Below are 21,487 nucleotides of genomic sequence, written 5' to 3' on the forward strand. Positions count from 1 at the left end.
CGTCAAACCCCTTAACCTAAACGTCATAAACACAACCCGGTCAGCTCAGACTTTCATCGTCACAGGCCAGAAGTGCGGCCAAAGCCTCGCGAGCGAGCGCCGTTGTCAGCGGCCTCTTATGCGCCAGCGTGGCTCGATCCAGACAATCCACCGCCTCGACAATGGCGTCACCCGTACGCGGGAGATGGCACATCAGCCAATCCAGGATCGGCTTCGAGATCACCATCTGCCGTTCCGCAATCAGGCGCAGCAACAGGGCAAAACGCAGCTTATCCTCTGGCGGCATGATCGGAACGAGTGTGACCGCGCGCAGACGACTGGCCAGATCGGGCAGGATGATCGGCATACGCACAGGCGAGAGGCGCGATGCCATAAGCAGGGTCGTGCGGCACTCGCGGGTGATATTCAGCAGATGCAGAACTGCGCGCTCCGATGTCACCCTGTCCAGATGATCGAGCACCAGAGCGGTTGGCGCATTCGCAGCAATTTCCGACAGATCCGATGCATCGAGACGCGCAGCGTCCAGCACGCGCGCCTGACGACGGGCGGCCCATATATGCAGCAGATGCGACTTGCCGCAGCTATCCGCCCCGTGGATCAGGAGCCGTCGATCCGGCCAGCCGGTCTGGTTCAGCCAGTGGCGTGCCTGCGCATTCGAAGCCGCTGGGACGAAATGCCGCTCGGCGACGCTGGCAGGTGGCCGCAGCGCAAGAGCGAGCTGCAAGGCACTGGCCTTGGGCAGCAATCCGTCATTTCCCGCCTCTTTGTCCATCCAATAGCCGTTCCGGTCCTTTCCGAGCCGGGTCGGCTCCATTAGAAGGACTGATGATAACGCAACCGGCCAGGTTTTTCGAGCGAGGCGACAGCATGACCGACCCAATCTCTCCTTCAGCTAGCTATCGGGACTCCGGGGTCGATATCGAGGCGGGCGATGCTCTGGTCGAGGCAATCAAGCCTGCCGCAAAGTCCACCAATCGTCCCGGCACCATGGGGGGGCTTGGAGGTTTCGGCGCATTGTTCGACCTCAAGGCGGCCGGGTTCACCGATCCCGTTCTGGTCAGCTGCACCGATGGCGTCGGTACCAAACTGATGGTCGCCATCGAAAGCGGGCAGCATGACACGGTCGGTATCGACCTCGTCGCAATGTGCGTGAACGATCTCGTGGTGCAGGGTGCCCAGCCCCTCTTCTTTCTGGACTATCTCGCGACAGGCAAGCTCTCGGTCGAAGACGCCGCACGGGTGATCAAGGGCATCGCCCAGGCCTGCCGCGATACGGATTGCGCCCTGGTCGGCGGCGAAACCGCCGAAATGCCCGGTATGTACGAAGCAGGACATTACGACCTCGCCGGGTTCAGCGTCGGGGCTGCCGAGCGCACCGCCCTGCTCCCTGCGGGGATTGCAGAGGGTGACACGCTGATCGCGCTACCTTCGAGCGGCGTACATTCCAACGGTTACTCCCTGGTGCGCAGCATCAAGGCGATGAGTGGCCTGGATTGGAACAGCGAAGCGCCGTTCGAGCCGGGCAGTACGCTGGCCGAGGCGCTGCTGCGCCCCACAGCGCTCTATGTTCGTACGGTCATGGCCCTGCATCATGCCGGTCTGCTTCATGGCTGCGCCCATATCACGGGCGGCGGCCTTCCGGGTAATCTGCCACGCGTCCTGCCCGAGGGTCTGGGCGTGCAGATCGAGGCCGATACCTGGCCGGTACCGCCCGTGTTCCGCTGGCTCGCGACGACAGGCAATGTCGCCCATGACGAAATGCTGAGGGTCTTCAATTGCGGCATCGGCATGGTACTGATCACGCCTGAACCCGATAAGGTCCTCGCACTCCTCGCCGAGCGTGGCGAGAAGGGTTACCGGATCGGCGATATCACGGCCAATGGCCCCCGCTACGCGCTGGATGGCACGGTTGATTTCGCCCAATGACCAAGACGCCGATTGCCGTTCTCATCAGTGGTCGCGGCAGCAATATGCAGGCGCTGATCGAGGCCTGCGCGCGGCCCGACTACCCCGCGTGCATCGCCCTCGTGCTCAGTAATAACCCCGACGCAGCGGGACTGGAAACAGCGCATAAAGCGGGATTGGCGACACTGGCGATCGATCATCGTCTTTTCCCGAAAGACCGTGCCGGTCATGAGAAAGCGATCGATGAAGCTCTGGTCGGGGCTGGCGTCAAAGTCATCTGCCTTGCCGGGTATATGCGTGTCCTGACACCCTATCTGGTGGAGCAATGGAAGGGCCGGATGCTCAATATCCATCCGAGCCTTCTTCCGCTCTACCCCGGTCTGGACACGCATGCGCGTGCTCTTGAAGCAGGAGAAACGCGCCATGGCTGCACGGTCCATCTCGTGACCGACGGAGTGGATGAGGGCCCCATCCTGCAGCAGGCCGAGGTTCCGGTCTTGCCTGGCGATACCCCCGAGCGCTTGGCGGGTCGGGTGCTCGAACAGGAGCACCGCCTCTATCCTGCTGCTCTCGAAGCCTATCTCACACCATGAGAAAAGCCCGGTACTCACCGGGCTTTTTTGTATGTCCGCTTCCTCTTCGAGAAGCGTGCTTGCTACCAGTAACGTGTAGCCAGCGTGGTGCTGAGAACCACAAGATCGAGCGTGAGAAACGCGGCCAACACCACCATCAGAGCCATATGACCACGCGACCGCTTCTCCAGCCGATTTGACGCTGCCGCAGGAAACGCGACGGCCAGAAATGGCGCGATAGGCAGGAAATAGCGACCCTGAACGCCATCGATGACCGGTGCCCCTACAGGCGTCCAGATCACGTAAAGCGAGAAGAAAACTGCACCCACGGCGAGCAGGATGGCGGTGAGGGTTATCAACGTACCAGCCAGGGTCTGGCGCTGCTCGCGAGAGCGCAAGGCGCCATAAGCACCCAACGCCATACAGCAGAGCATGCCCAGATAGACGGTCCGGTAGAAGAACTGCGGCATCATCGTGTCCAGCCAGCCAAGGACACCGATAAATTCACGGACCAAATGCATGAGATGAGTCTGGAGCGTTCGATAGGCCAGCCCGGGAAGCGCCAGGGGATGGGTGATAACCCAATGAATCTGACCGCGATCCGAAACGCCGCTGCCCTCGAGGAACTGGACCTTCGCAGGGTCGAGCCCGAAATGCTGCCAGAGCAGGAACCCGAACAGGCTCATGACAAAGGGAGCACCCAGCACGAGGCGACGCTTCGAATAGCCAAGGCCGAGCGGGATGAGGCTGCAGAGAAGCAGAGGGGGCTTGCTGATGGTGAGCACCGCAAAGACAAATCCCACCCCGATCCAGAACCGGTTCGATCCCGGCTCTTCGGGCGAGAGACGCGTCAACAGCGATGCTGTGAGCACGGCCAGTCCGAAAAGAACACCGTCCTGCGAACTCGAAGCGGCGAGGCCCATGACCATGGGCAGGCTGGACAAAATTAGCAGATAGAATCTGCCCCGACGCGCCAGCGCGATCCCCAGCCCGCAGAGCACGATCGTCAGCAGGGCATTGACCACATGGACTGCATAAAGGGTTTGAATAATCCCTGCGCGCGTATGACGGGCCACGAAGGTGACAAGTGCTGCAGGCATGTAGGTGACAGGCGCATAAATCGAGGTGTTGCCAAACGATGCCCATCCGCGCCTGTTCGTCCAGTGTCTGGCGGATAACGCTTCAAGCTGTGCCAGATTCACCTTGGCTTCCGGGTGGAACCTCAACGCATCCAGCAACTCGGGTTCCTGCGGGAAGCCCTGCGGCAGGTAGCCTCCGGATTCATTCGGCCCGTTCTTGATCCCGACGATACCACCTTCCGAAATCTGGGTGACACGTGCGAAATGGTTTCGCTCATCGGGCATCTGACCTGGCGGGATCAGCAAAACGCAGGAAAGCGCCATGAGCGATGCGAAAAACAGGTAAAGTCGCGCTGGAGACTGCGGCAGGACCGATCGGAGATGATGAAGCAAAACAGATCCCCCGTAGGATGAGACCGAATAGACGAAGCGGGCCATGACGACCTGCCTTTATCCCTCGAGCGAAGGCGGCGCCTTCAGGGCGAGATAGGCCAGCCGCTTGTTTTCCTGTCGTCCCAGAGCGACGCTGTTCAGGATCAGGCCGCATACCAGAGAAAGGGCCGCCAGCAATTCGAGTCCTGTTGCCAGAACGGCCGAGGGCAGATGCGGCACGGTGTGGGTCTCAACGAAATCAAGGATGGAGCGCATGCCCACGATGCCGCCCAGGAGCGCCATCACAATGCCGATCAGGCCAAAGAACAGGAAGGGACGCTCCTGCTTCAGAAGGTTGATGATCGTGCCCAGAATGCGAAACCCGTCACGATAGGTGTTCAGCTTCGAGAACGAGCCTTCCGGCCGCTCGCTGTAGCGCGTGACCACCTCACCCATCGACATGTTCAACTGCAGAGTGTGTACCGTAAATTCCGTCTCGGTCTCGAACCCGGCGGATAATGCGGGGAAAGACTTGACGAAGCGCCTGCTGAAAACGCGATACCCGGAAAGCATATCGGACTGGCCCCGCCCGAAGAGACTCACGACAAGGCCCGTGAGCACCTTGTTGCCCAGAACATGACCGGGCCGATAGGCTGCGGCCTCCTCGTGTTGCCTGACGCCCATGACAGTGTCATGGCCGTTTTCAAGGGCCATACGCACCATGCGCGGCGCGGCTGCGGCCTCATAGGTTCCGTCACCATCGATCAGCACATAGAAATCGGCCTCGATATCGGCGAACATGCGCCGGATCACGTTACCCTTGCCCTGGAGGCGCTCGCGCCGCGTGATTGCACCGGCCGTGCGCGCAATCTCCATGGTGCGATCCGTCGAATTATTATCGTAGACGTAAATGAACGCGTCCGGCAGTGCGAGGCGCATATCCTGCACGACCTGCCCGATGGTCACTTCCTCGTTGTAGCAGGGAATGAGAACGGCAATGCGATAGGCTGCCAGGTCTTGCCGGTTCACGGCAGTGCCATCTTGGCGCGGGATATCTGCCTGCATCACTCTCTCTATCAAACGCTCACGATCAGGCGCTCCTAGCATCTTGACAGTAGAGACACCAGATCACGGCCGGTCTTTGCCTTTTGCAGGAAAAGGCCCGCCACCGAATATGGCTCAACTGGCGATAGCTGCATGGCCTCACCCCGAGATAGCGACGCTCTCACAGGGTCGAGACAGTTCTTTTCTTGTCTTAAACGGGCGCAGCGTACTGCGCCAGAATCCCTTGCAGCTTCGGGAGAAGGCACTCTGGATCGGCCTCCCACAGCCAGGGACTGATCAGTTCCACCGACCACGGTCCCTGATAGCCGCTTCGACGCACGGCATCGGACCAGGCGGCGAGGTCGATTTCCCCTTCCCCGGGCATACAGGCGCGTAGCACCGTCTCGTCCCATCCCTCGCTATCCTTCGGGCGTCGTCCATCACAGAAATGCACGCCGAAAATCCGCTCGCGATCCATGGCCGCTACATCTTCAGGAGTCGCGCCTGAAGCATGGAAATGCCAGAAGTCGACAACGACTCCGATATTGGTTGCCCCCACACGATCATAGATTTCCTGCACCTGGGCCAGGGTGTGGAACTGCGTGAAGGCCGGCAGTTCGATCATGTAGCGGATACCATGGTCACGCCCGATCGCTGCAATCGCGCCGATGTTGCGCGTCATGATGTCCATGATCTGCGTCCGGGACAGATGGTCGATCCCGTTGCGAGGCAAAACCATCACGGTCTGCGCTCCCAGCATTTCAGCTTCTCTTGTGATCTTTCGGGCTTCCCGAAGAAGATACTCGAAGTCCTCGTGGCTGTGGCGCTCGATATGATCGAGAGCACTGACATGACTCACGCGTAGTCCCGCGTCAGCGATGCGTTGTCGCAATGTCTCTATCGTGCCGCCGCAAGCGAGATAGCGAACGAGCTTCGGATAGAAGATCTCCAGATCTGTGAAACCTGCCGCTGCAGCAAGTCGGATATCGGTAACCAGACTGCTGTGAAAACTCGAAATGCCGTGAAGCGCCGTGCGCATTGGGGGATCCTTCGCAGATGGGGAGAGAAGACGCCCTCGGGGCCGCCCCTCGATCCGCTGAAACTGCCGCCTCCGCACGAGCGCGCCCACACGGCTGTTGATGGAAAACCATCGAAATCGCCATTCGCTTTCGACGCGCAGACCCTAGGCTCAGAAAGTTACGCGAATGTCATTTTTGAGGTTGGCTATGTCTCTGTCCCCATTTTCCTCCACCCTGCGCCAGATCACGGTGCGATCGACACATGTCGATCAACCTCCCCCCTGCGAAGGGTGCGGATCCAAGAGAGGGGAACAATCATGAAACGTTTCCGCGCCCTCGTCGGCGTTTCCTCGGAGCGCCATGATGTTTCCTATGTGCTGCGTATCTGTGCCGTCGCCGCTCTCGGCGGCATTCTTTTCGGTTACGACACGTCGGTCATATCAGGTGCCATCGGCCCGATCAGGGAACATTTCCATCTCAGCGATGCCGCTACGGGTTGGGCTGTGTCCAGTGTGATTCTGGGCTGTATCATCGGCGCATTCTCCTCAGGGTGGCTGGCCCATACGCTCGGACGCCGCATGGCGCTTTTCATCTGCGCCATCCTGTTTTCCGTACAGTCGTTCGGTGCCGCGCTCGCCCCCGATTTCCTCCAGTTCGTTCTCTACCGCATTCTTGGCGGGTTGGCCGTAGGGATCGCCTCGGCGGTGTCGCCCATGTACATGTCCGAAGTCTCGCCAAAAGACATGCGGGGGCGAGCCCTCTCCATGGAGCAGTTTGCCATCGTGGTCGGCGCATTGCTCGTCTATGTGGTGAACTATCTCATCGCCGCACGGGCAACCGCAGAGTGGCTCGAAACCATGGGCTGGCGATGGATGCTCGGTTCGGAAATCATCCCGTGCCTGATCTTCTGCGCAACCATCTTCCTGATCCCGGAATCACCCCGCTGGCACATGATCCGCGGGCGCGAGGACCATGCGCTTCGAACCCTGAGCCGCATTTCCAACGAATCCCATGCGCGATCGCTCATGGCGGAGATACGGGACTCAATGACCCATCATGGGGGGAACGGGCAATCGCTCGCAGCCCTCCTGAGAGACCGCCGCGCACGCTGGATCATCTTCATAGGGGCGATGGTGGCTGGGCTGCAGCAGTTCACCGGCATCAATATCGTGGTCTATTACGCGCCAATGCTGCTGAGCGCTTCGAGCGGCAGTCTGCAGAACGCGCTTTTCCAGACGATCTGGATCGGTGTCGCCAACCTCGTGGGCGGCATGATCGGCGCCTGGATTGTGGACAGGAAGGGGCGTCGACCGCTGATCCTGTGGGGTTCGCTTGGTATGACCCTCGGCCTCCTCGTCTCTTCTGTCGCCCTCTACACGCAGGATACGGGACTTCTCGCCCTGTTCGGCCTGCTCTTCTACATGGTGATGTTTGGCCTCTCCTGGGGACCTGTCGCCTGGATTCTTGTCTCGGAGATCTTCCCCAATCGCATACGCTCGGCAGGTATGAGCCTTGCCGTGGCCTCGAACTGGGTGATGAATTTCGTGGTGGCTCAAGGCTTTCCTATGCTCGCGGGCAACAGGACCCTGAACGAGGCATTCCACGGCGCCTTCTCGATGTGGCTCTTCGCCCTGCTTTGCCTCGGCTCCATGGCGTTTGTCCTGCGCTACGTGCCTGAAACGAAGGGCGTATCGCTCGAGAAGATCGAAGACACCATGCTGGGGAATGTTTCCAGCTCTCTAGACTCTGCAACAATGCCGCGAGAGCGGATCATTCCTCTCGATCACGCCTGAGCAGTCGAGCCCCTCTGCAATGCCCATGACGCCTCCTGCGCGATGAATGCCCGCGTTGCATGAGGCGTTTCGAGAATGACGCAGGGCAGCGCTATCCTGTCGAAAACATCACGATAGCGCCGCCTGTTACGACGGGTCGGGCCGATGATGTGCCGGATCATGCTCAGGCGTATGGGCTCGGTTCCTGCACCGGGAAATCCCCCCGCCCGCTGCCCCGCATGACGACAGCGCCTCACATAGCGATACAGGCTTCGTATCGTCGAGCAATCGAGCAGAATCGCCCCGGTGGCGCGCTCGAGACGCTCTGACAGGCAGGACGAGTAATTTCCCTCGATGATCCAGCTTTCCTGCTCGATGATTCGCTGATGATCGTCGTGAAATGCCTCAAGCGGGCGCATCGTCTCAAATCCCCCCGCTTCGAAACGGAGCAGGTCCAGATGTATGACTGGCAGGCCAAGCCGCCCTGCCAGAGCGAGTGACAGGGTCGATTTGCCGCTGTTAGAAGGCCCCATCACGATGATGCGTGGACCGAGCGCAGGAAGCGTGTGAACCATGTTGCCTTTCCGCTGGGTTTCTGTGCCGGGGGACGGGACTTGACGCCTTCAAGCGTGGTGGGAATTTCCGATCACGCGTCCGGGGTTCAGCAGGCTTAGCGCGCCGGACGCGGATGCATGGCGAATGACAACATGCCATCATGCCACCCGGATTTCATCCAGGAACCGGATTTTGATACGAGAGCACATCATGCATCACCAGCACGAACGCGGTATGGGAGTGGAAGAGTGGCTTCTCCTGCTCGTTCTCGCTCTGCTCTGGGGCGGATCCTTTTTCTTTTTCAAGATCCTGGTCGCTCACGTCCCCCCCTTTACCGTCGTTCTCGGCCGGGTGGGCCTTGCCGCCATTGCTCTCAATCTTCTCCTGCTTGCAAAAGGCACGCCTCTGCCACTGGATGCAGCCCTATGGCGGCGTCTCATCGTCCTTGGTGCCCTGAACAACGTGATTCCGTTTTCCGCCATTGCCTTTGGCGAAACGAGGATTTCCAGCGGTCTGGCAGCAATCCTGAACGCAACCACACCTGTCTTCACGATTATCGTGGCGCACTTTATGACCCATGACGAGAAACTGCGCTGGGGCAAGATTGTCGGAATCGTCATGGGGTTCGTCGGAGTGAGCGTCCTGATAGGTCCAGCGCTCTTCAACAACGGGGGACAGTCTTCAGTGCTGGGCGATTGCGCGTGTCTCGGCGCGGCGCTCAGCTACGGATTCGGCGGTGTCTATGCCCGGCGCTTCAGAACTATGGCACCGCTTCAGCTCGCCACCGGACAACTCACCGCAAGTACCCTGATCGCCCTGCCGCTCTCGTTCCTTGTCGATCATCCATGGCGGATGTCATCCCTCCCCGTCGAGGTATGGGCCGCTTTTGGAGGCATCGCCCTCCTCAGCACGGCGCTGGCCTTTATTCTGTATTTCAGGCTGCTTGCCACTGCGGGTGCCACAAACCTCTCTCTGGTCACGTTTCTCCTCCCCATCATGGCTCTCGGGCTCGGAAGCCTTTTCCTCGGGGAAACGGTACGCTGGTACGCGATCGCAGGACTGTTACTGATAGGCGGCGGTCTGGCCGCTATCGATGGTCGTCTGTGGCGTGCATGGCGCTTGCGGCGTACTCAATCATCCCCTTCCGTCGGGTGATCGCCCGACACGCTCAGCCCCTCAGCGTCTTGTCATCGCGGCTGCACGCTCTCTGCATCAGAGCGTCCGATGCGTCAGTGCTCTGGAATGGCCAGCTTGAGAGACAGCAGCGCGACATGCTCGGGCGTGCGTCTCCCCAGAATGAGTTTGCGTCCGGCAATGATCCATCTCATTTCCATATTTCCACCCTGCGCTGTAGTAAATTCTCCATCCATCGGGACATCGATCTCGGAAATGCCATCTGCTTCGGAGAGAATAACGCGGGCGAGCTTCGGGAGGCGTCGACCATGCTGCCTGTCTGTCAGGCCAGAACCGGTATCCGCAAAGTCAAAAGAGACACTATTGACCCGCGGCGGAAGGATGTAACAGCACTCATCGCCAGACATTCCAAGACGATCGCAAATACGCCCATCATCGGTTGATACGACAATAAATGGATCGGGAATTTCCCGGTCATTCGTATTCCTGTGACGCAAACGAGTAGGGAAACAAATGATATTATCTTTATATTCACTATTTTTAGAATCAGTTATTGATTCTTTATCCGCTCTGTACTGTGTCATCAGATTCTTTGCCTTACGCCGTCTTTTGACGATTGATCAGCCCAAAATCCCTTACCATCGCAAAGAGCGTGTAATTTAACAAATTGTGCAGGGTTGCGAAGATTTTCTCATACTTCGGCTGTCTCAACGTCAATAAGCAGTATCACGCTAGGCCTTACCCGGTTAGGATTTTGCAAATGACGCGCTCGTGAAACCCGCATCGAAGCGCCCGTCCCGGCCGGGAGTGTCGGCATCTCCGAATAAAAATGGTGCCATGATCGAGACGGAATTGGATTTAAAAACCAGCACAGCGTGCCGGGCTCGAGACACAGAACTCGCGTCCGAGCGTCAGGTGAGCCTGCCACGACGCTGGGTAGAAGCCTTTTGCGGGCTCTCAGATGCAAAAAAAGGCGGCTTTTGAGCCGCCTTTCTTCAATCTTGCAAGAGTATGGAACTCAGGCGTGGATTTCGGTCTCAGCGAAGAAGAAAGCGATTTCGTTCTTCGCGTTCTCGAGGCTGTCGGAACCGTGAACCGAGTTCGCTTCGATGCTCTCTGCATAGAGCTTGCGCACGGTGCCTTCAGCGGCCTGGGCCGGGTTGGTGGCGCCCATGACTTCGCGGTGATGCGCAACGGCATTATCGCCCTGCAGCACCTGCACTACGACCGGCTCGGACAGCATGGAAGCGACGAGGCTGCCATAGAAGGGGCGCTCGGCGTGAACCGCGTAGAAGGCCTTGGCCTGGTCTTCGGTCAGCTTGATGCGCTTCTGCGCGACGATACGCAGGCCAGCTTCTTCGAACACGGCGTTGATCTTGCCGGTCAGATTGCGGCGGGTCGCGTCGGGCTTGATGATCGAAAGGGTGCGTTCCAGGGCCATGAGGCATCTCCTGCGTGAAAAAAGAAAAGCGATGAACGCCCTTCCCCTAGAGCAAAACAGGACTTCCTGATAGTCCGCTTGACATCAAAACGCGTCCTAAATTGTCCGGGAAGATACTGTGAGCCTGCTGACCATCACCGACCTGACCCTGCGTATTGCGGGACGCGTCCTCCTCGATAATGCCTCCCTGAGCATCGACCCCGGTCGCAAGGTAGGACTCGTTGGCCGCAACGGCGCCGGCAAGTCCACCCTGCTTGCGGCTATCGCAGGCGATTTCCACCCCGACGGAGGCACGATACAGTTGTCGAACCGGGCAAGCATGGGGCGCGTGAAACAGGAAACGCCCGACGGCGACGCATCCCTCATCGAGACGGTGCTTGCGGGCGATCTCGAGCGCGCACGTCTGCTGCACGACGCGGAAACCATGAGTGATCCGACTCGTCTGGCCGATATTCACGAGCGGTTGCTGGTGATCGATGCCCACACGGCACCTGCGCGCGCAGCGAGCATCCTCTCCGGCCTTGGCTTCGACCACGACGCACAGCTTCGGCCCGTCTCCTCATTTTCCGGCGGATGGCGAATGCGCGTTGCCCTGGCGACTGCCCTCTTCCTGAACCCGGACCTGCTGCTGCTTGACGAACCGACGAACCATCTGGATATCGAAGCGACGATCTGGCTGGAAAACTGGCTCAAATCCTTCTCGGGCGCGGCCATCGTCGTCAGCCATGACCGATCCCTGCTCGACAGTGTGGTCGATTCCATCGCCCATCTGGACAAGGGGAAGCTCAGCCTCACACCGGGAGGCTATAACGAGTTCATTCGTATCCGTACGGAACAGGCACTTCAGCAGAACCGCGCCGCAGAGCGTCTGGCCGCCCAGCGCGCCCATATGCAGTCTTTCGTCGACCGTTTCCGGGCAAAAGCAACAAAAGCGCGACAGGCGCAGGCTCGCCTGAAAGCCCTGGCCCGGCTGCCGCAGATCGACTCAGTGGTCGAGGACACGCCGACCCGGTTCGCTTTCCCCGAACCCACACCGCTGCCGCCGCCCATGCTCTCGCTCGACAAGGTGAGTGTAGGATATGACGGAAAGGCTGTCCTCTCCCAGCTCTCCTGCCGTCTCGATCTCGATGACCGCATCGCCCTCCTCGGACAGAATGGCAAAGGCAAATCGACTTTTGCGAAGCTGCTGGCCGGCCGTCTGGCGCCCCTGGCCGGGAGCGTCAACCATTCCTCCCGGCTGAGGATCGGATATTTCGCCCAGCATCAGGGCGATGAACTGATTCTGACCGACACGCCCATCGACCATATGGGCCGCGCGATGCCCGACGCCACACCCGTCGCGGTGCGAGCCCAGCTCGACCGCTTCGGCCTCGATGCCGGCAAGGCGGAATCGCGCGTCGGCGATCTTTCGGGGGGCGAGAAGGCACGACTTCTCCTGGCCCTTGCCACGCGTAACGCGCCGCATCTCCTGCTGCTCGATGAGCCAACGAACCATCTCGACCTCGATGCGCGCGATGCCCTGATCCGGGCGCTATGCGATTTCGAAGGGGCGGTGATCCTCATCAGCCATGATTCCCATCTGGTCGAGTCTGTCGCCGATCGCCTCTGGCTGGTCGATGACGGCACGATAACGCCTTTTGATGATGATATGGACGGGTACAGAACCTGGCTGATCGACCGCGCACGCAAGGCTGCAAGCGATACCAGACCCGAGAGTGACCTTGACAGTGCAGGACGCAAGGATCAGCGCCGTGACCGCGCAGAACTGCGCAAGGCCCTCGCCCCCCTGCGCAAGGAGGCCAAAGCGGCCGAGCATCTTCTGGAGCAGCTTGGCAAGGAACGGGGACGCATCGAGAGCCGCCTGGCAGATCCTGCGCTCTACGAAAAAAGCGACGCCAGCGAGATCACCAAACTCAACACGAGACTTGCCGCCCTGAGGCTAGAGGAGCAGGCGGCAGAAGGACGCTGGCTCGCTGCTGAAGCAGAGATAGATGAAGCAAACCGCGGCTAGACTTTATCGTTACAGGACAGAAGATTAACGAAAAGAGAGACGATGTCCGAAACTCATCATGACGACGCCCAAGGGGCCGGGCTTGAGCTGACACGGATCTTCAAGATCCTGCGTTTCACTCTCATTGTGACCATCGTTGTGCTGGCGCTGTGGCTCATAGGCGATGTGCTGATGGTCATATTTGCGGCCACATTATTCGCGGTTATCCTTCACGGTCTGGCACGCATTCTACGCGACCGTGTGCGTATCCCCTATCAGTTGGCTGTGGGGCTCGTCGCTCTCGTCATTCTTCTCGCTATTGCAGCGCTTTTCTACTTCAGCGGGCCGCAGATCGGCGATCAGTTCGTCAAGCTGAAGCAGGCCCTCGTCACGCAATACGGTCAGGTGCGCAGCCAGATGAGCACCAGCACATGGGGCCAGTTCGCGCTCGATCATCTGCCCAAGTCCCTCGGCGGCAACGAGGCAGGGAGCGGGCCCTCCCTTGGGGCAGGGCTGGCAAATTCCGTGACTGGCATTCTCTCCAGTGCTTTTGGCCTGCTTGGGACGATCGCTGTCATTCTGATTGCCGGGCTCTATTTCGCGATGTCTCCCGCAATCTATGTCGACGGCATGCTGCGTCTCGTCCCCGAAAGCCATCGACCCGTAGCGCGCAAACTCATTCTCACGGCCGGCACAACGCTCTGGTCGTGGACAATCGGGCAGGCGTTCGACATGCTCGCTGTCGGCCTGGCTTCAGGGATCGGATTGGCCGTGCTCGGGGTCCCGCTGGCCATGGCACTCGGCGTCGTGGCCGGTCTGTGCAACTTCATCCCGTATATCGGTGCCATTCTTGGAGCTATCCCCGCCGTATTGATCGCCCTTTCGCAAGGCACCCGAACCGGTCTGATGGTCGCCGGGCTCTACTGCGTCATCCAGTTTCTGGAAGGCAATGTCCTCGCCCCGCTCATTCAGCGTCACGCCGTTCATATGCCGCCGGCACTCGCGATCCTGTCCCAGACAGTCTTCGGGACTATCCTGGGCGTCCCCGGCCTCATCCTTGCCTCTCCCCTCACCGCCGCGCTTCTCGCCATCGGCGACAAGGGAACAGCACCTTTGGCAGATGACATGAGGACCGGTGAGACCATGGGGGACGCCCCCCTTTCCAAGGATGGCGCGCGGTAATCCCCTATTCCTGAAGCTCCCTGTCTTGCTGGGAGCTTCTTCTCACCGACAGTGCCGGGCCGGCAGCCCGCTGTGACCTCCACCGAAACCCTGAGTGGCAGCAATTAAGGGCACGTCGGTCAGGGCGCCCCGGGAACAGCAGCTTTATCGAGCGCCGGGCATCTCCGGATCTCCCGAACGTCTGTTTTTTCAATGCCGCTGACGAACTGACGTGGCCGCCGCCTGCTTCGCGCCGCTGACACGCGAGACGCTTGTCCCCTTCACGCGTTCGCGAGATTTTTCTCTTGCTCCTTACACTATGTCAGCAGCGCATGGTCAGGCCGGAGACAAGAGAGGGACTCTGACAATGCGCGATCGCTCAATCGGCGAAATGGCCACCCAGTGCGGTCTTTCCATCCGTAGCTTGCGGCATCTCGAAGAAAAAGGGCTGATCGTACCCCGACGCTCCGAAGCGGGGCGCCGTGTCTATGGCGCCGACGACGTCGCCCTGATCACAAAGATCATGGTGCTCAAACAATCGGGATATCGCCTGTCGGAAATCTCGGCAGCCATGCTCGAACCCTCTCTCGATTCCCGGAGCCTGATCGACACCCAGATCCAGCATCTCACAGCCAAGCAGCGCGAGATCGCGGCCATGTTGCGCCGCCTGCACCAGACACGCGATCTCATGGAAAACTGCGCGGTGCCGGATGTGGACGGGCTCTGTTCCCTGATCAATGAGGCGCAGAAAATCATGACAAACCAGGACTACAAGGACATTGCGAAGCGTTACTCTTTCTCTGAGGAAGAATGGGATCGTTGGCAAAGCGTGGGCGCGGCACTGTTCCCCGATGACGCCCGAACGACGTACGAGCACAGCTGGGAATCCCTGATCGCGCGAGTGGAGCACGCTGTCCAACGCAATATCGATCCCGCATCCGCAGAGGCGCAGAATCTGCTTGGAGAATGGCTGCAGCTTCAGCAACCTATGCTCGACGCTCTTGGCAAGGAGCACTGGAGCAAGGCCGCCTCCATGTATGCCGATATGGAAAGCTGGCAGACAGACACGGTCAAGGCGCCGTTCAGCGCAGCGGTTTATGGCTTCATGACAGCCGCACAAAAGTGTCGCGCCGAGAAAGCGCAAGCGCCCTGCCCCTGAAGTTCAAGGCAGATGCCTACACAGCTTTGAGGCGGAATGAGGAACGGACAGCGTCGCCTGCCCGCTCCTGTCGCCATGAAAGGCTCAGGGTACGTCGGTTTTCGCGAAGCCCTGACCATCGATCAGGCGCCTGAGAGCCGCCCAGTCTTCGTCTCCGAAACTCTGGACCTTGAACCTTGCCTTCGGATTGGCTCTGGTGATCGCCGTGTTGTTCCAGTCAGCCCCGCTCACCCCCGTCCAGAGCGCAAGCTCGAAGGCTTCTCCATCCCGGATATGCCCGCTTATGACAACATCCCCCGTCGATGGCGCGGGCGAAGTCAGAGGCGCCCAGCCATGGGTGTGGGCCTGAAGCCATAGATTGAGTTCGTGTGTCTCGGCCACACTGAGAATGCGACTCTGTTTGGTCTGCTCGATCGTGAGCGTCACATCGCTGACCGGCTCGAAGCGTACCGGGCGTAACGCTGGCAACGCGAAGAACCAGATCACGGCCACGGTGGACAGGACCACCGCCACGAACCCGACAACGAGGAGTGTTTCCTTCCTCAAGCGCCCTGCTCCTGTGTCACAGGCTTCGCATCCGCCTGGCTGAAGAACGCCTGCACCGCCCCGATCACCCGGTCGATCTCTGGGTCAGTCAGCTCAGGATGAAGCGGCAAGGCAAGGATACGCGCACCAAGCTCTTCGGAAACCGGCAATGAGACGGTTTCGTCATGATGCTCGGCATAGGCAGGCTGCTCATGAAGCGGGCGAGGGTAATAGACGACGCTGGGAATTCCGGCGTCTCCCAGGCTGGCCTGCAGCGCGTCACGCGTGGCGGCATCCGGAAGCAGGATCGAGTAAATGGCCCATGCGCTTTCCGAATGGGCGATGCGATATGGCGTCTGAACGAGCCCCGAGAGTGCAGCGTCATAACGAGAGGCGATGGCGTCGCGACGCTTCAGTTCGTCTTCGAAAACGTCGAGTTTGGCCAGCAGAATCGCCGCCTGAAGCGTGTCGAGGCGGCCATTGAGCCCGATACGCAGCACCTCATAGCGCGTGCGCCCTTCGCCATGGGTGCGGAGCGAGCGATAAAGTGCGGCGCGCTCCGCATCATCGGTCAGGATTGCTCCGCCATCGCCATAGGCGCCGAGAGGCTTGGAGGGGAAGAAAGACAGCGTGGTGGCCAGAGCCTCACGCCCGAGTTTCTGCCCGTCGAGAGACGCCCCGAATGCCTGGGCGCAATCCGCCATGAGCAGCACATCTTCGGCCTCGGCAATGTCGCGCAATTGCGCCCATGGGGCAGGCTGGCCGAACAGGTCGACCCCGATGATCACGCGCGGCTCAAGCTCGCCCTGCGCGCGTATCGAGGCCAGGCGGTCACGCAGACTGGCGGGATCGATCTGGAAACTGCGCGGATCCACATCGACGAAGACCGGCGTCGCGCCGAGCAGGAGCACGACCTCTGCAGTTGCCGTATAGGTGAAGGCGGGCAGAAACACGGCGTCGCCCGGGCCGATTTCCTCAGCCATGAGGACCATCAGCAGGGCATCAGTCCCGGAGGAAACACTGACCGCATGCTGTGCGCCGCTATAGGCGCAAAGACGTGACTCGAGTTCGGCCACTTCCGGCCCCATGACGAATTTGCAGTGCTCGAGAACCGTATCGATCCGTGCGCGTAAAGGCGCGCCCAGACGCGCCTGCTGTCTGGGCAGATCGAGAAAGGAGATGGGGGCTTTATCGCTCATGGCACCTTGTTTTCCCTGTGCGGCCAGTGACGGGCCGGTCCTGTATCGCGCATGACTATGGCACAAAAGCCTGATTTCCCGAAGCCTGGCCGCGTCCCTCGGGCAGCCGGGGCGGTGTCGTATGTCGTACCTCCCCCAAAGGATTATGGGCGAATTCCGGCACAAGATCCTGAATGATCGTCAGCGCATCGGATACATCATCCACAAGGCTGACCGCCTCGAGGCGTTGCAGCAGCACGGTGGCAGCCTCGAGATCGATCAGGCGGGGGGTCGCCATCTTGAGGCCCGGAGCATCGGTGGGCACTGGAGCCTCGCGGCCGTGGAAAAGCTCCTCATACAGCTTCTCGCCCGGCCTCAATCCGGTGAAGCGGATCGCCACATCCTCATCCGGACGCAGACCCGCCAGACGGATCATCTGCCGCGCAAGGTCCAGAATCCGCACCGGCTCGCCCATGTCGAGAACGAATATTCCCCCCTGCTGCAGACGCAGATCGGTCTCGTCCTTCTGTCTTCGCGTGGCTGTGCCGCGCACACTGGCCTGCAATACGAGACCGACAGCCTCTGGCACGGTCATGAAGTAGCGCGTCATGTCCGGATGCGTGACGGTCAGTGGACCGCCCTGCTCGAGCTGGCGGCGAAACAGGGGCACGACCGATCCGGTCGACCCGAGCACATTGCCGAAGCGCACAGTCACGCAGCGGAATATCGATCCCCGCGCCTCCGCCTCTGCCGCCAATGCCTGGCAGTAGATCTCGGCGCATCGCTTGGTTGCTCCCATGATGCTCGAGGGGTTGACCGCCTTGTCGCTCGAGATCAGCACCATGGCCGACGCCCCATGACGTATAGCCGCATCGGCGACGATACGGGTGCCGATGACATTGGTCAGAACGCCCTCACAGGGATTCGTCTCGACAATCGGCACATGCTTGAGCGCCGCTGCGTGAAAAACCAGCGTGGGCCTGTGGTGGGCAAAGACCTCGCCGATACGCTGCGCGTCACGGATATTGCCAACGATCACATGGCGCGACACATGGGGAAACAGCTCCGAGAGCTCCAGATCGATCTGCCACAGCGCATATTCCCCGTGATCGAGCAGCAGAAGCTGGCTTGGGCCGAACTGCGCTACCTGACGGGCCAGCTCCGACCCGATCGTTCCGCCTGCTCCCGTGACCATCACCACCTGCCCCTGGATCAGCCGCGCCATGCCTTCGCGGTCCAGCGGCACTTCGGGCCTGTTGAGAAGATCCTCGAGCGCAATCGGGCGCATCTGGATTTCCTGTGCAGGGGTCAGATTGGTCAGGGAAGGCGCGCGCTGCACGGAGATACCGCGGGCTTGACCGGCATCGAGCACGACCGAAAGCTGCGATCCACGCCACTCGGGATCGGTGACAATCAGGGTTTCAGGCGCGGAATCGCTGTCTGCAAGACGGGCAAGCACGTCGCTCAGATCGTCTGTCGTGCCCAGAATAGGCACCCCCTGCAAACGCCGCCCCTGCTGCCCCGGTGACCGCGTGAGCAGGCCCAACACTTCATATCGTGCTTCGGGTGCGCGTTCGAGCGCGCGCAGGAACAGGTCCGCGCTGAGGTCGGAACCCGCCAGCAGGACGCGTTTTGCCTGACCCTGGGCTTGCTGACGCATACGCCCGTACAAGCGGGTCAAAAGCCGCCCTCCCCCCAGCCCGACCAGAAGCACCAGAGCATAGATCAGGGGAAAGGTTGGCGACGGCAGGGGGAAGCCGGAGAGCCAAAGCGTGAGCGAGAAAAGGGCCGCCCCCCCAATAGAAGCGGCAGCAATGCCACGCAGGTCGGCCACGCCGGAAAAACGCCAGTATTGCTGCGGAATTCTGAAAGGAAGGCCACTGACAAGGAGTGTAATGGCGCCGCCCGCGATGAACCACAGCGGATGAAGCAGCCCGTCATGAGGGGCGGCAAGAAACCGCGCCACTGGCGCGGCGATGCCTGAGATCAGCCCATCCGCCATCACATTGACGGCGATACGCCCGCGAGATCGATGACGAGGGGCCAAGGATCGGGAAGGAGGGACCGGGCTATGGGGTTGTTGCTTCGCGTTCACACGCCTCTTATAGCCCCGAAAATTCTTTTGTCGCGATGGGCAGATACGATGCCTGTCCGAGCCTGTCACAAAATGCCGGATCCGACCATGATACCCCTGATCCTCTGCTGCATTGCCGCTGCCAGCCTCAGCGCTGCCCTGATCACCCACATGATCCGTGTCGGGGTGATGGATGTGCCTGGCCATCGCAGTTCGCATGCCCGCCCTACCCCAAAAGGCGGCGGGATCGGTGTGGTTACGGGATTCCTGCTCGTGTTCCCGCTCTCGCAGCTCTGGACACAGGGAGATCTGCCGGGACCCGCCTTGCTGCTGCCTTTGTCGGGCGTGGCACTTCTAGCCCTGTTTTCATGGCTGGACGATGTTCATTCCTATCGCGCGGCACTCAAACTCGGCATGCAAGGCATTGCCGCCGTTCTGGTGCTTTTCGGGGTGGGTCTGATGCCGTTACCGGGCGGTGGCGCCTCGGCATTCGCTGACATCGTCAGCGGCAGTTTCAGCATCGCGGGCCTGCCAGCCCTCCTCGGTACAGGCTGGACCCTAGGCCTCATTGCGTTCGGAGCAGGCTTCATCTGGCTCGTTTATACGACCAACGCACTCAATTTCATTGACGGCATCAACGGTTTAGCCTCCGGCGTCATGGCTATTAGTGCTCTTGCTCTCGCTCTCGTGTTCACGAGGGTCGGGGCAATCGCAGATGCCCATGCTGCGCTGATTCTTGCGGTTACCCTGCTCGCCTTTCTCCCTTTCAATTTTCCCAGAGCCCGGATCTTCATGGGCGATGTGGGCAGTCAGGGTGCCGGGCTGGCCCTCGCCTGGCTCGGCATCGAGGCCGGGCTTGTCACGCCGTACAGGCTGATCCTGCCTTTCCTTCTATGCGGGGTTCTTTACGATGTTGCCTTCACTCTGCTGCGCAGAGCCCTGGCAGGCGATGCACTGGCACAGGCTCATCGCAGCCATCTTTATCAGCTTGCGGTTCGTAGCGGCGTCTCGCCGGTCGTCGTCACCGTGGTGCATTGGGTCTTTGCAGTATGGGGTGGAGGGATCTGTCTTCAGCCCTGGCCCTTATGGTTCCGGCTCATCGCGCTGCTTGCTCCGCAACTCCTGTGGACCGCTTTCGTGATCCAACGTGCACGGGGCCGCGACCTTGGAAAATGGTGAAGAAGTCTGACTACGCATCTCTTCCGTCAGCGCCGCTTGACGCCGTCTGCTGAGCCTCACGGACAAAGCCTACGGCGCTCGAAGATTACGATCTCGGTGCCTTGGTAGAGCGCCCTGCCCAGCGGTTCGAACCCGTTTCGGGCCGCAAGACGCATCGAGGCGGTATTTTCCGGATCAATGATGCAGCGTGTGGCTTTGTGGGGCGTGTATGTGTCCAGCCAGTGCAGGATGGCCGGAACTCCCTCTGTCCCATAGCCCCTGCCATGGCACCATGAGGCAAGGACCCATCCGGCCTCCGGAAATCCGTCAAGAGACGGTTCAATTCCCCGCCGGGTCTCGCCAAAACCCATCGTGCCGACAAAGCGGCCAGACGCCTTTTCCCGAACGAACCAGTAACCAAAGTCCAGAATTTCCCAATAGCCCCTGTATCGCATCAGGCGATCCCAGGAATCGGCCTCGGACGCAGGGTGGAGAGAGGTATATCGGGCGACCACGGGGTCCGCGCGCATCGCGGCAAGATCGTTGAAATCTCTCCGGGCAGGGAGGCGAAAGGAAAGATTATCCGTATCGAATTCCCGCAACATGGCCATCGTGCCCCTTCCTCCCCAGAGAACTGGTGATTTCAGAGGTCAGCCTGCCCCAACCGAGGGCGCGAGCACAGAAAAAACCGCCATCCCGGAGGAAGGCGGTTTCTCGCATCCGAGCGGGGAATGGCCCCGCGAGATGACTTTTTCAGCCAGCGATGCGGCGGACCGTCATACGCTCGACGGTGCCACGGCCCGTCTTGGCGGCGGGCTTGGCCGTGCCGGAGGCTTCGCTCATTAGCGAACGCATTTCACGCAGGAATGCCGAGCCCTTGAGCGTGCGCTGGACGAGAACCGAACGACGATCCAGCGGATCGACCTTGCGGCGGGCGAGATCGAGCTCGCCAAGACGGTCCAGTGCACGGGTGATTGCCGGCTTGGAAACATTCAGTTCCTGCGCCAGACCGCGAACCGTGTGAGCGCCATCCTGCAGATAGCAGGTCAGGAAAACGCCGAGCTGGCGTGCCGAGAGATCAGGGCCATCCTTACGGACCAGCGAAACGATCGTGTCGCGCAGGAGGTTAAGCATCTGGTCATTCTGTGCCTGGGCCATCGAAAAAACTCCTCAATGCATCGCGCTCGCAGCGCGGCTAATGGTCTTACCCGTCGCCCAAGTAAGCCACCCCGAAAATGTCCGATGACATTGATGGGCGCCACGCCTTGGGTGCGTGTCCTCACGGCGCTTGCTTTAGGAATGAAGCGGGTTGATCCCGATTAGCGTTGCATTCCTACAACATGCGTCGA

Annotated in this window: 20 protein-coding genes; 8 read left to right on the forward strand and 12 right to left on the reverse strand. The window is 60.4% G+C overall.

All coding sequences use genetic code 11. The features are described 5' to 3' along the window. Nucleotides 1-40: 40 nt before the first annotated feature. Nucleotides 41-772, reverse strand: coding sequence for an HdaA/DnaA family protein (locus AA0535_RS12940; RefSeq protein WP_264816879.1), 732 nt, complete (start codon nucleotides 770-772; stop codon nucleotides 41-43). Nucleotides 773-867: 95 nt separating this feature from the next. Here AA0535_RS12940 and purM point away from each other — a divergent pair, with 95 nt between their 5' ends. Next, nucleotides 868-1,926, forward strand: coding sequence for a phosphoribosylformylglycinamidine cyclo-ligase (gene purM / locus AA0535_RS12945; protein ID WP_264816881.1), 1,059 nt, complete (start codon nucleotides 868-870; stop codon nucleotides 1,924-1,926). Next, nucleotides 1,923-2,498 (forward strand): phosphoribosylglycinamide formyltransferase, encoded by a 576-nt coding sequence (purN, locus tag AA0535_RS12950; protein ID WP_264816883.1) that lies wholly within the window; start codon nucleotides 1,923-1,925, stop codon nucleotides 2,496-2,498. The genes purM and purN overlap by 4 nt, the downstream gene beginning before the upstream one ends. 62 nt (nucleotides 2,499-2,560) lie before the next feature. On the opposite strand, the gene AA0535_RS12955 is transcribed toward purN, so the two are convergent. From AA0535_RS12955 to AA0535_RS12965, 3 genes are all read right to left on the reverse strand, one after another. Then, the gene (locus tag AA0535_RS12955) at nucleotides 2,561-3,994 is read right to left on the reverse strand and encodes a DUF2142 domain-containing protein (protein ID WP_264816885.1); all 1,434 of its coding nucleotides are present in this window, start codon (nucleotides 3,992-3,994) and stop codon (nucleotides 2,561-2,563) included. Nucleotides 3,995-4,006: 12 nt separating this feature from the next. Then, complete coding sequence (locus AA0535_RS12960; protein ID WP_264816887.1) at nucleotides 4,007-4,957, reverse strand: glycosyltransferase; 951 nt, start codon at nucleotides 4,955-4,957, stop codon at nucleotides 4,007-4,009. A 226-nt stretch (nucleotides 4,958-5,183) separates the two neighbouring features. Beyond that, nucleotides 5,184-6,011: a sugar phosphate isomerase/epimerase family protein gene (locus tag AA0535_RS12965; protein WP_264816888.1), complete on the reverse strand. Its 828-nt coding sequence runs from the start codon at nucleotides 6,009-6,011 to the stop codon at nucleotides 5,184-5,186. A gap of 297 nt (nucleotides 6,012-6,308) precedes the next feature. On the opposite strand from AA0535_RS12965, the gene AA0535_RS12970 reads away from it, so the two are divergent. Next, nucleotides 6,309-7,784 (forward strand): sugar porter family MFS transporter, encoded by a 1,476-nt coding sequence (locus AA0535_RS12970; RefSeq protein ID WP_264816890.1) that lies wholly within the window; start codon nucleotides 6,309-6,311, stop codon nucleotides 7,782-7,784. On the opposite strand, the gene AA0535_RS12975 is transcribed toward AA0535_RS12970, so the two are convergent. Further along, nucleotides 7,775-8,338, reverse strand: a complete 564-nt coding sequence (locus tag AA0535_RS12975; RefSeq protein WP_264816892.1) for a P-loop NTPase family protein — start codon at nucleotides 8,336-8,338, stop codon at nucleotides 7,775-7,777. The genes AA0535_RS12970 and AA0535_RS12975 overlap by 10 nt on opposite strands. 190 nt (nucleotides 8,339-8,528) lie before the next feature. Here AA0535_RS12975 and AA0535_RS12980 point away from each other — a divergent pair, with 190 nt between their 5' ends. Next, entirely contained in the window at nucleotides 8,529-9,473 is a 945-nt protein-coding gene (locus AA0535_RS12980) for a DMT family transporter (RefSeq protein ID WP_264816894.1), read from the forward strand. 74 nt (nucleotides 9,474-9,547) lie between these two features. On the opposite strand, the gene AA0535_RS12985 is transcribed toward AA0535_RS12980, so the two are convergent. Next, a complete protein-coding gene (locus AA0535_RS12985) occupies nucleotides 9,548-10,036 on the reverse strand; it encodes a hypothetical protein (protein ID WP_264816896.1) in 489 nt (162 codons plus the stop codon). A 434-nt stretch (nucleotides 10,037-10,470) separates the two neighbouring features. Continuing rightward, nucleotides 10,471-10,893: a nucleoside-diphosphate kinase gene (gene ndk, locus AA0535_RS12990; protein ID WP_264816899.1), complete on the reverse strand. Its 423-nt coding sequence runs from the start codon at nucleotides 10,891-10,893 to the stop codon at nucleotides 10,471-10,473. Nucleotides 10,894-11,011: 118 nt separating this feature from the next. On the opposite strand from ndk, the gene AA0535_RS12995 reads away from it, so the two are divergent. The 3 genes from AA0535_RS12995 to AA0535_RS13005 all read left to right on the forward strand — a co-directional run bounded on the left by AA0535_RS12995 (nucleotide 11,012) and on the right by AA0535_RS13005 (nucleotide 15,203). Beyond that, entirely contained in the window at nucleotides 11,012-12,904 is a 1,893-nt protein-coding gene (locus tag AA0535_RS12995) for an ABC-F family ATP-binding cassette domain-containing protein (RefSeq protein ID WP_264816901.1), read from the forward strand. Between the two features lie 42 nt (nucleotides 12,905-12,946). Continuing rightward, nucleotides 12,947-14,065, forward strand: a complete 1,119-nt coding sequence (locus AA0535_RS13000) for an AI-2E family transporter (RefSeq protein WP_264816903.1) — start codon at nucleotides 12,947-12,949, stop codon at nucleotides 14,063-14,065. 346 nt (nucleotides 14,066-14,411) lie between these two features. Further along, complete coding sequence (locus tag AA0535_RS13005; RefSeq protein WP_264816906.1) at nucleotides 14,412-15,203, forward strand: MerR family transcriptional regulator; 792 nt, start codon at nucleotides 14,412-14,414, stop codon at nucleotides 15,201-15,203. Between the two features lie 84 nt (nucleotides 15,204-15,287). On the opposite strand, the gene AA0535_RS13010 is transcribed toward AA0535_RS13005, so the two are convergent. From AA0535_RS13010 to AA0535_RS13020, 3 genes are read right to left on the reverse strand one after another with little or no spacing between them, the layout of a single operon-like run. Next, nucleotides 15,288-15,749 carry a hypothetical protein gene (locus AA0535_RS13010; protein WP_264816908.1) on the reverse strand — a complete coding sequence of 154 codons (462 nt, stop codon included), beginning with the start codon at nucleotides 15,747-15,749 and terminating at the stop codon, nucleotides 15,288-15,290. Continuing rightward, nucleotides 15,746-16,927, reverse strand: coding sequence for a DegT/DnrJ/EryC1/StrS family aminotransferase (locus AA0535_RS13015; protein WP_264816910.1), 1,182 nt, complete (start codon nucleotides 16,925-16,927; stop codon nucleotides 15,746-15,748). Before AA0535_RS13015 ends, AA0535_RS13010 begins: the two co-directional genes overlap by 4 nt. A 55-nt stretch (nucleotides 16,928-16,982) precedes the next feature. Beyond that, nucleotides 16,983-18,908, reverse strand: a complete 1,926-nt coding sequence (locus tag AA0535_RS13020; protein ID WP_264817036.1) for a polysaccharide biosynthesis protein — start codon at nucleotides 18,906-18,908, stop codon at nucleotides 16,983-16,985. A 180-nt stretch (nucleotides 18,909-19,088) separates the two neighbouring features. Here AA0535_RS13020 and AA0535_RS13025 point away from each other — a divergent pair, with 180 nt between their 5' ends. After that, nucleotides 19,089-20,159, forward strand: a complete 1,071-nt coding sequence (locus AA0535_RS13025) for a glycosyltransferase family 4 protein (RefSeq protein ID WP_264816912.1) — start codon at nucleotides 19,089-19,091, stop codon at nucleotides 20,157-20,159. Between the two features lie 56 nt (nucleotides 20,160-20,215). Here AA0535_RS13025 and AA0535_RS13030 read toward each other — a convergent pair whose 3' ends face one another. After that, nucleotides 20,216-20,749 carry a GNAT family N-acetyltransferase gene (locus tag AA0535_RS13030; protein ID WP_264816914.1) on the reverse strand — a complete coding sequence of 178 codons (534 nt, stop codon included), beginning with the start codon at nucleotides 20,747-20,749 and terminating at the stop codon, nucleotides 20,216-20,218. A 142-nt stretch (nucleotides 20,750-20,891) separates the two neighbouring features. Further along, on the reverse strand, nucleotides 20,892-21,296 hold the full coding sequence (locus AA0535_RS13035; RefSeq protein WP_264816916.1) for a MarR family transcriptional regulator: 405 nt from the start codon (nucleotides 21,294-21,296) through the stop codon (nucleotides 20,892-20,894). Nucleotides 21,297-21,487: the final 191 nt, after the last annotated feature.

The organism is Asaia krungthepensis NRIC 0535 (assembly GCF_025995175.1).
Classification (GTDB): Bacteria; Pseudomonadota; Alphaproteobacteria; order Acetobacterales; family Acetobacteraceae; genus Asaia; species Asaia krungthepensis.

Coding starts and splice junctions, on each gene's coding strand:
- AA0535_RS13020 (WP_264817036.1), bottom strand. CDS start 18,908: ATGGCGGATGGGCTGATCTCAGGCATCGCCGCGCCAGTGGCGCGGTTT.
- purN (WP_264816883.1), top strand. CDS start 1,923: ATGACCAAGACGCCGATTGCCGTTCTCATCAGTGGTCGCGGCAGCAAT.
- AA0535_RS13005 (WP_264816906.1), top strand. CDS start 14,412: ATGCGCGATCGCTCAATCGGCGAAATGGCCACCCAGTGCGGTCTTTCC.
- AA0535_RS12940 (WP_264816879.1), bottom strand. CDS start 772: ATGGACAAAGAGGCGGGAAATGACGGATTGCTGCCCAAGGCCAGTGCC.
- AA0535_RS13035 (WP_264816916.1), bottom strand. CDS start 21,296: ATGGCCCAGGCACAGAATGACCAGATGCTTAACCTCCTGCGCGACACG.
- purM (WP_264816881.1), top strand. CDS start 868: ATGACCGACCCAATCTCTCCTTCAGCTAGCTATCGGGACTCCGGGGTC.
- AA0535_RS12970 (WP_264816890.1), top strand. CDS start 6,309: ATGAAACGTTTCCGCGCCCTCGTCGGCGTTTCCTCGGAGCGCCATGAT.
- ndk (WP_264816899.1), bottom strand. CDS start 10,893: ATGGCCCTGGAACGCACCCTTTCGATCATCAAGCCCGACGCGACCCGC.
- AA0535_RS13030 (WP_264816914.1), bottom strand. CDS start 20,749: ATGGCCATGTTGCGGGAATTCGATACGGATAATCTTTCCTTTCGCCTC.
- AA0535_RS12985 (WP_264816896.1), bottom strand. CDS start 10,036: ATGACACAGTACAGAGCGGATAAAGAATCAATAACTGATTCTAAAAAT.
- AA0535_RS12975 (WP_264816892.1), bottom strand. CDS start 8,338: ATGGTTCACACGCTTCCTGCGCTCGGTCCACGCATCATCGTGATGGGG.
- AA0535_RS13015 (WP_264816910.1), bottom strand. CDS start 16,927: ATGAGCGATAAAGCCCCCATCTCCTTTCTCGATCTGCCCAGACAGCAG.
- AA0535_RS12955 (WP_264816885.1), bottom strand. CDS start 3,994: ATGGCCCGCTTCGTCTATTCGGTCTCATCCTACGGGGGATCTGTTTTG.
- AA0535_RS13000 (WP_264816903.1), top strand. CDS start 12,947: ATGTCCGAAACTCATCATGACGACGCCCAAGGGGCCGGGCTTGAGCTG.
- AA0535_RS12965 (WP_264816888.1), bottom strand. CDS start 6,011: ATGCGCACGGCGCTTCACGGCATTTCGAGTTTTCACAGCAGTCTGGTT.
- AA0535_RS13025 (WP_264816912.1), top strand. CDS start 19,089: ATGATACCCCTGATCCTCTGCTGCATTGCCGCTGCCAGCCTCAGCGCT.
- AA0535_RS12980 (WP_264816894.1), top strand. CDS start 8,529: ATGCATCACCAGCACGAACGCGGTATGGGAGTGGAAGAGTGGCTTCTC.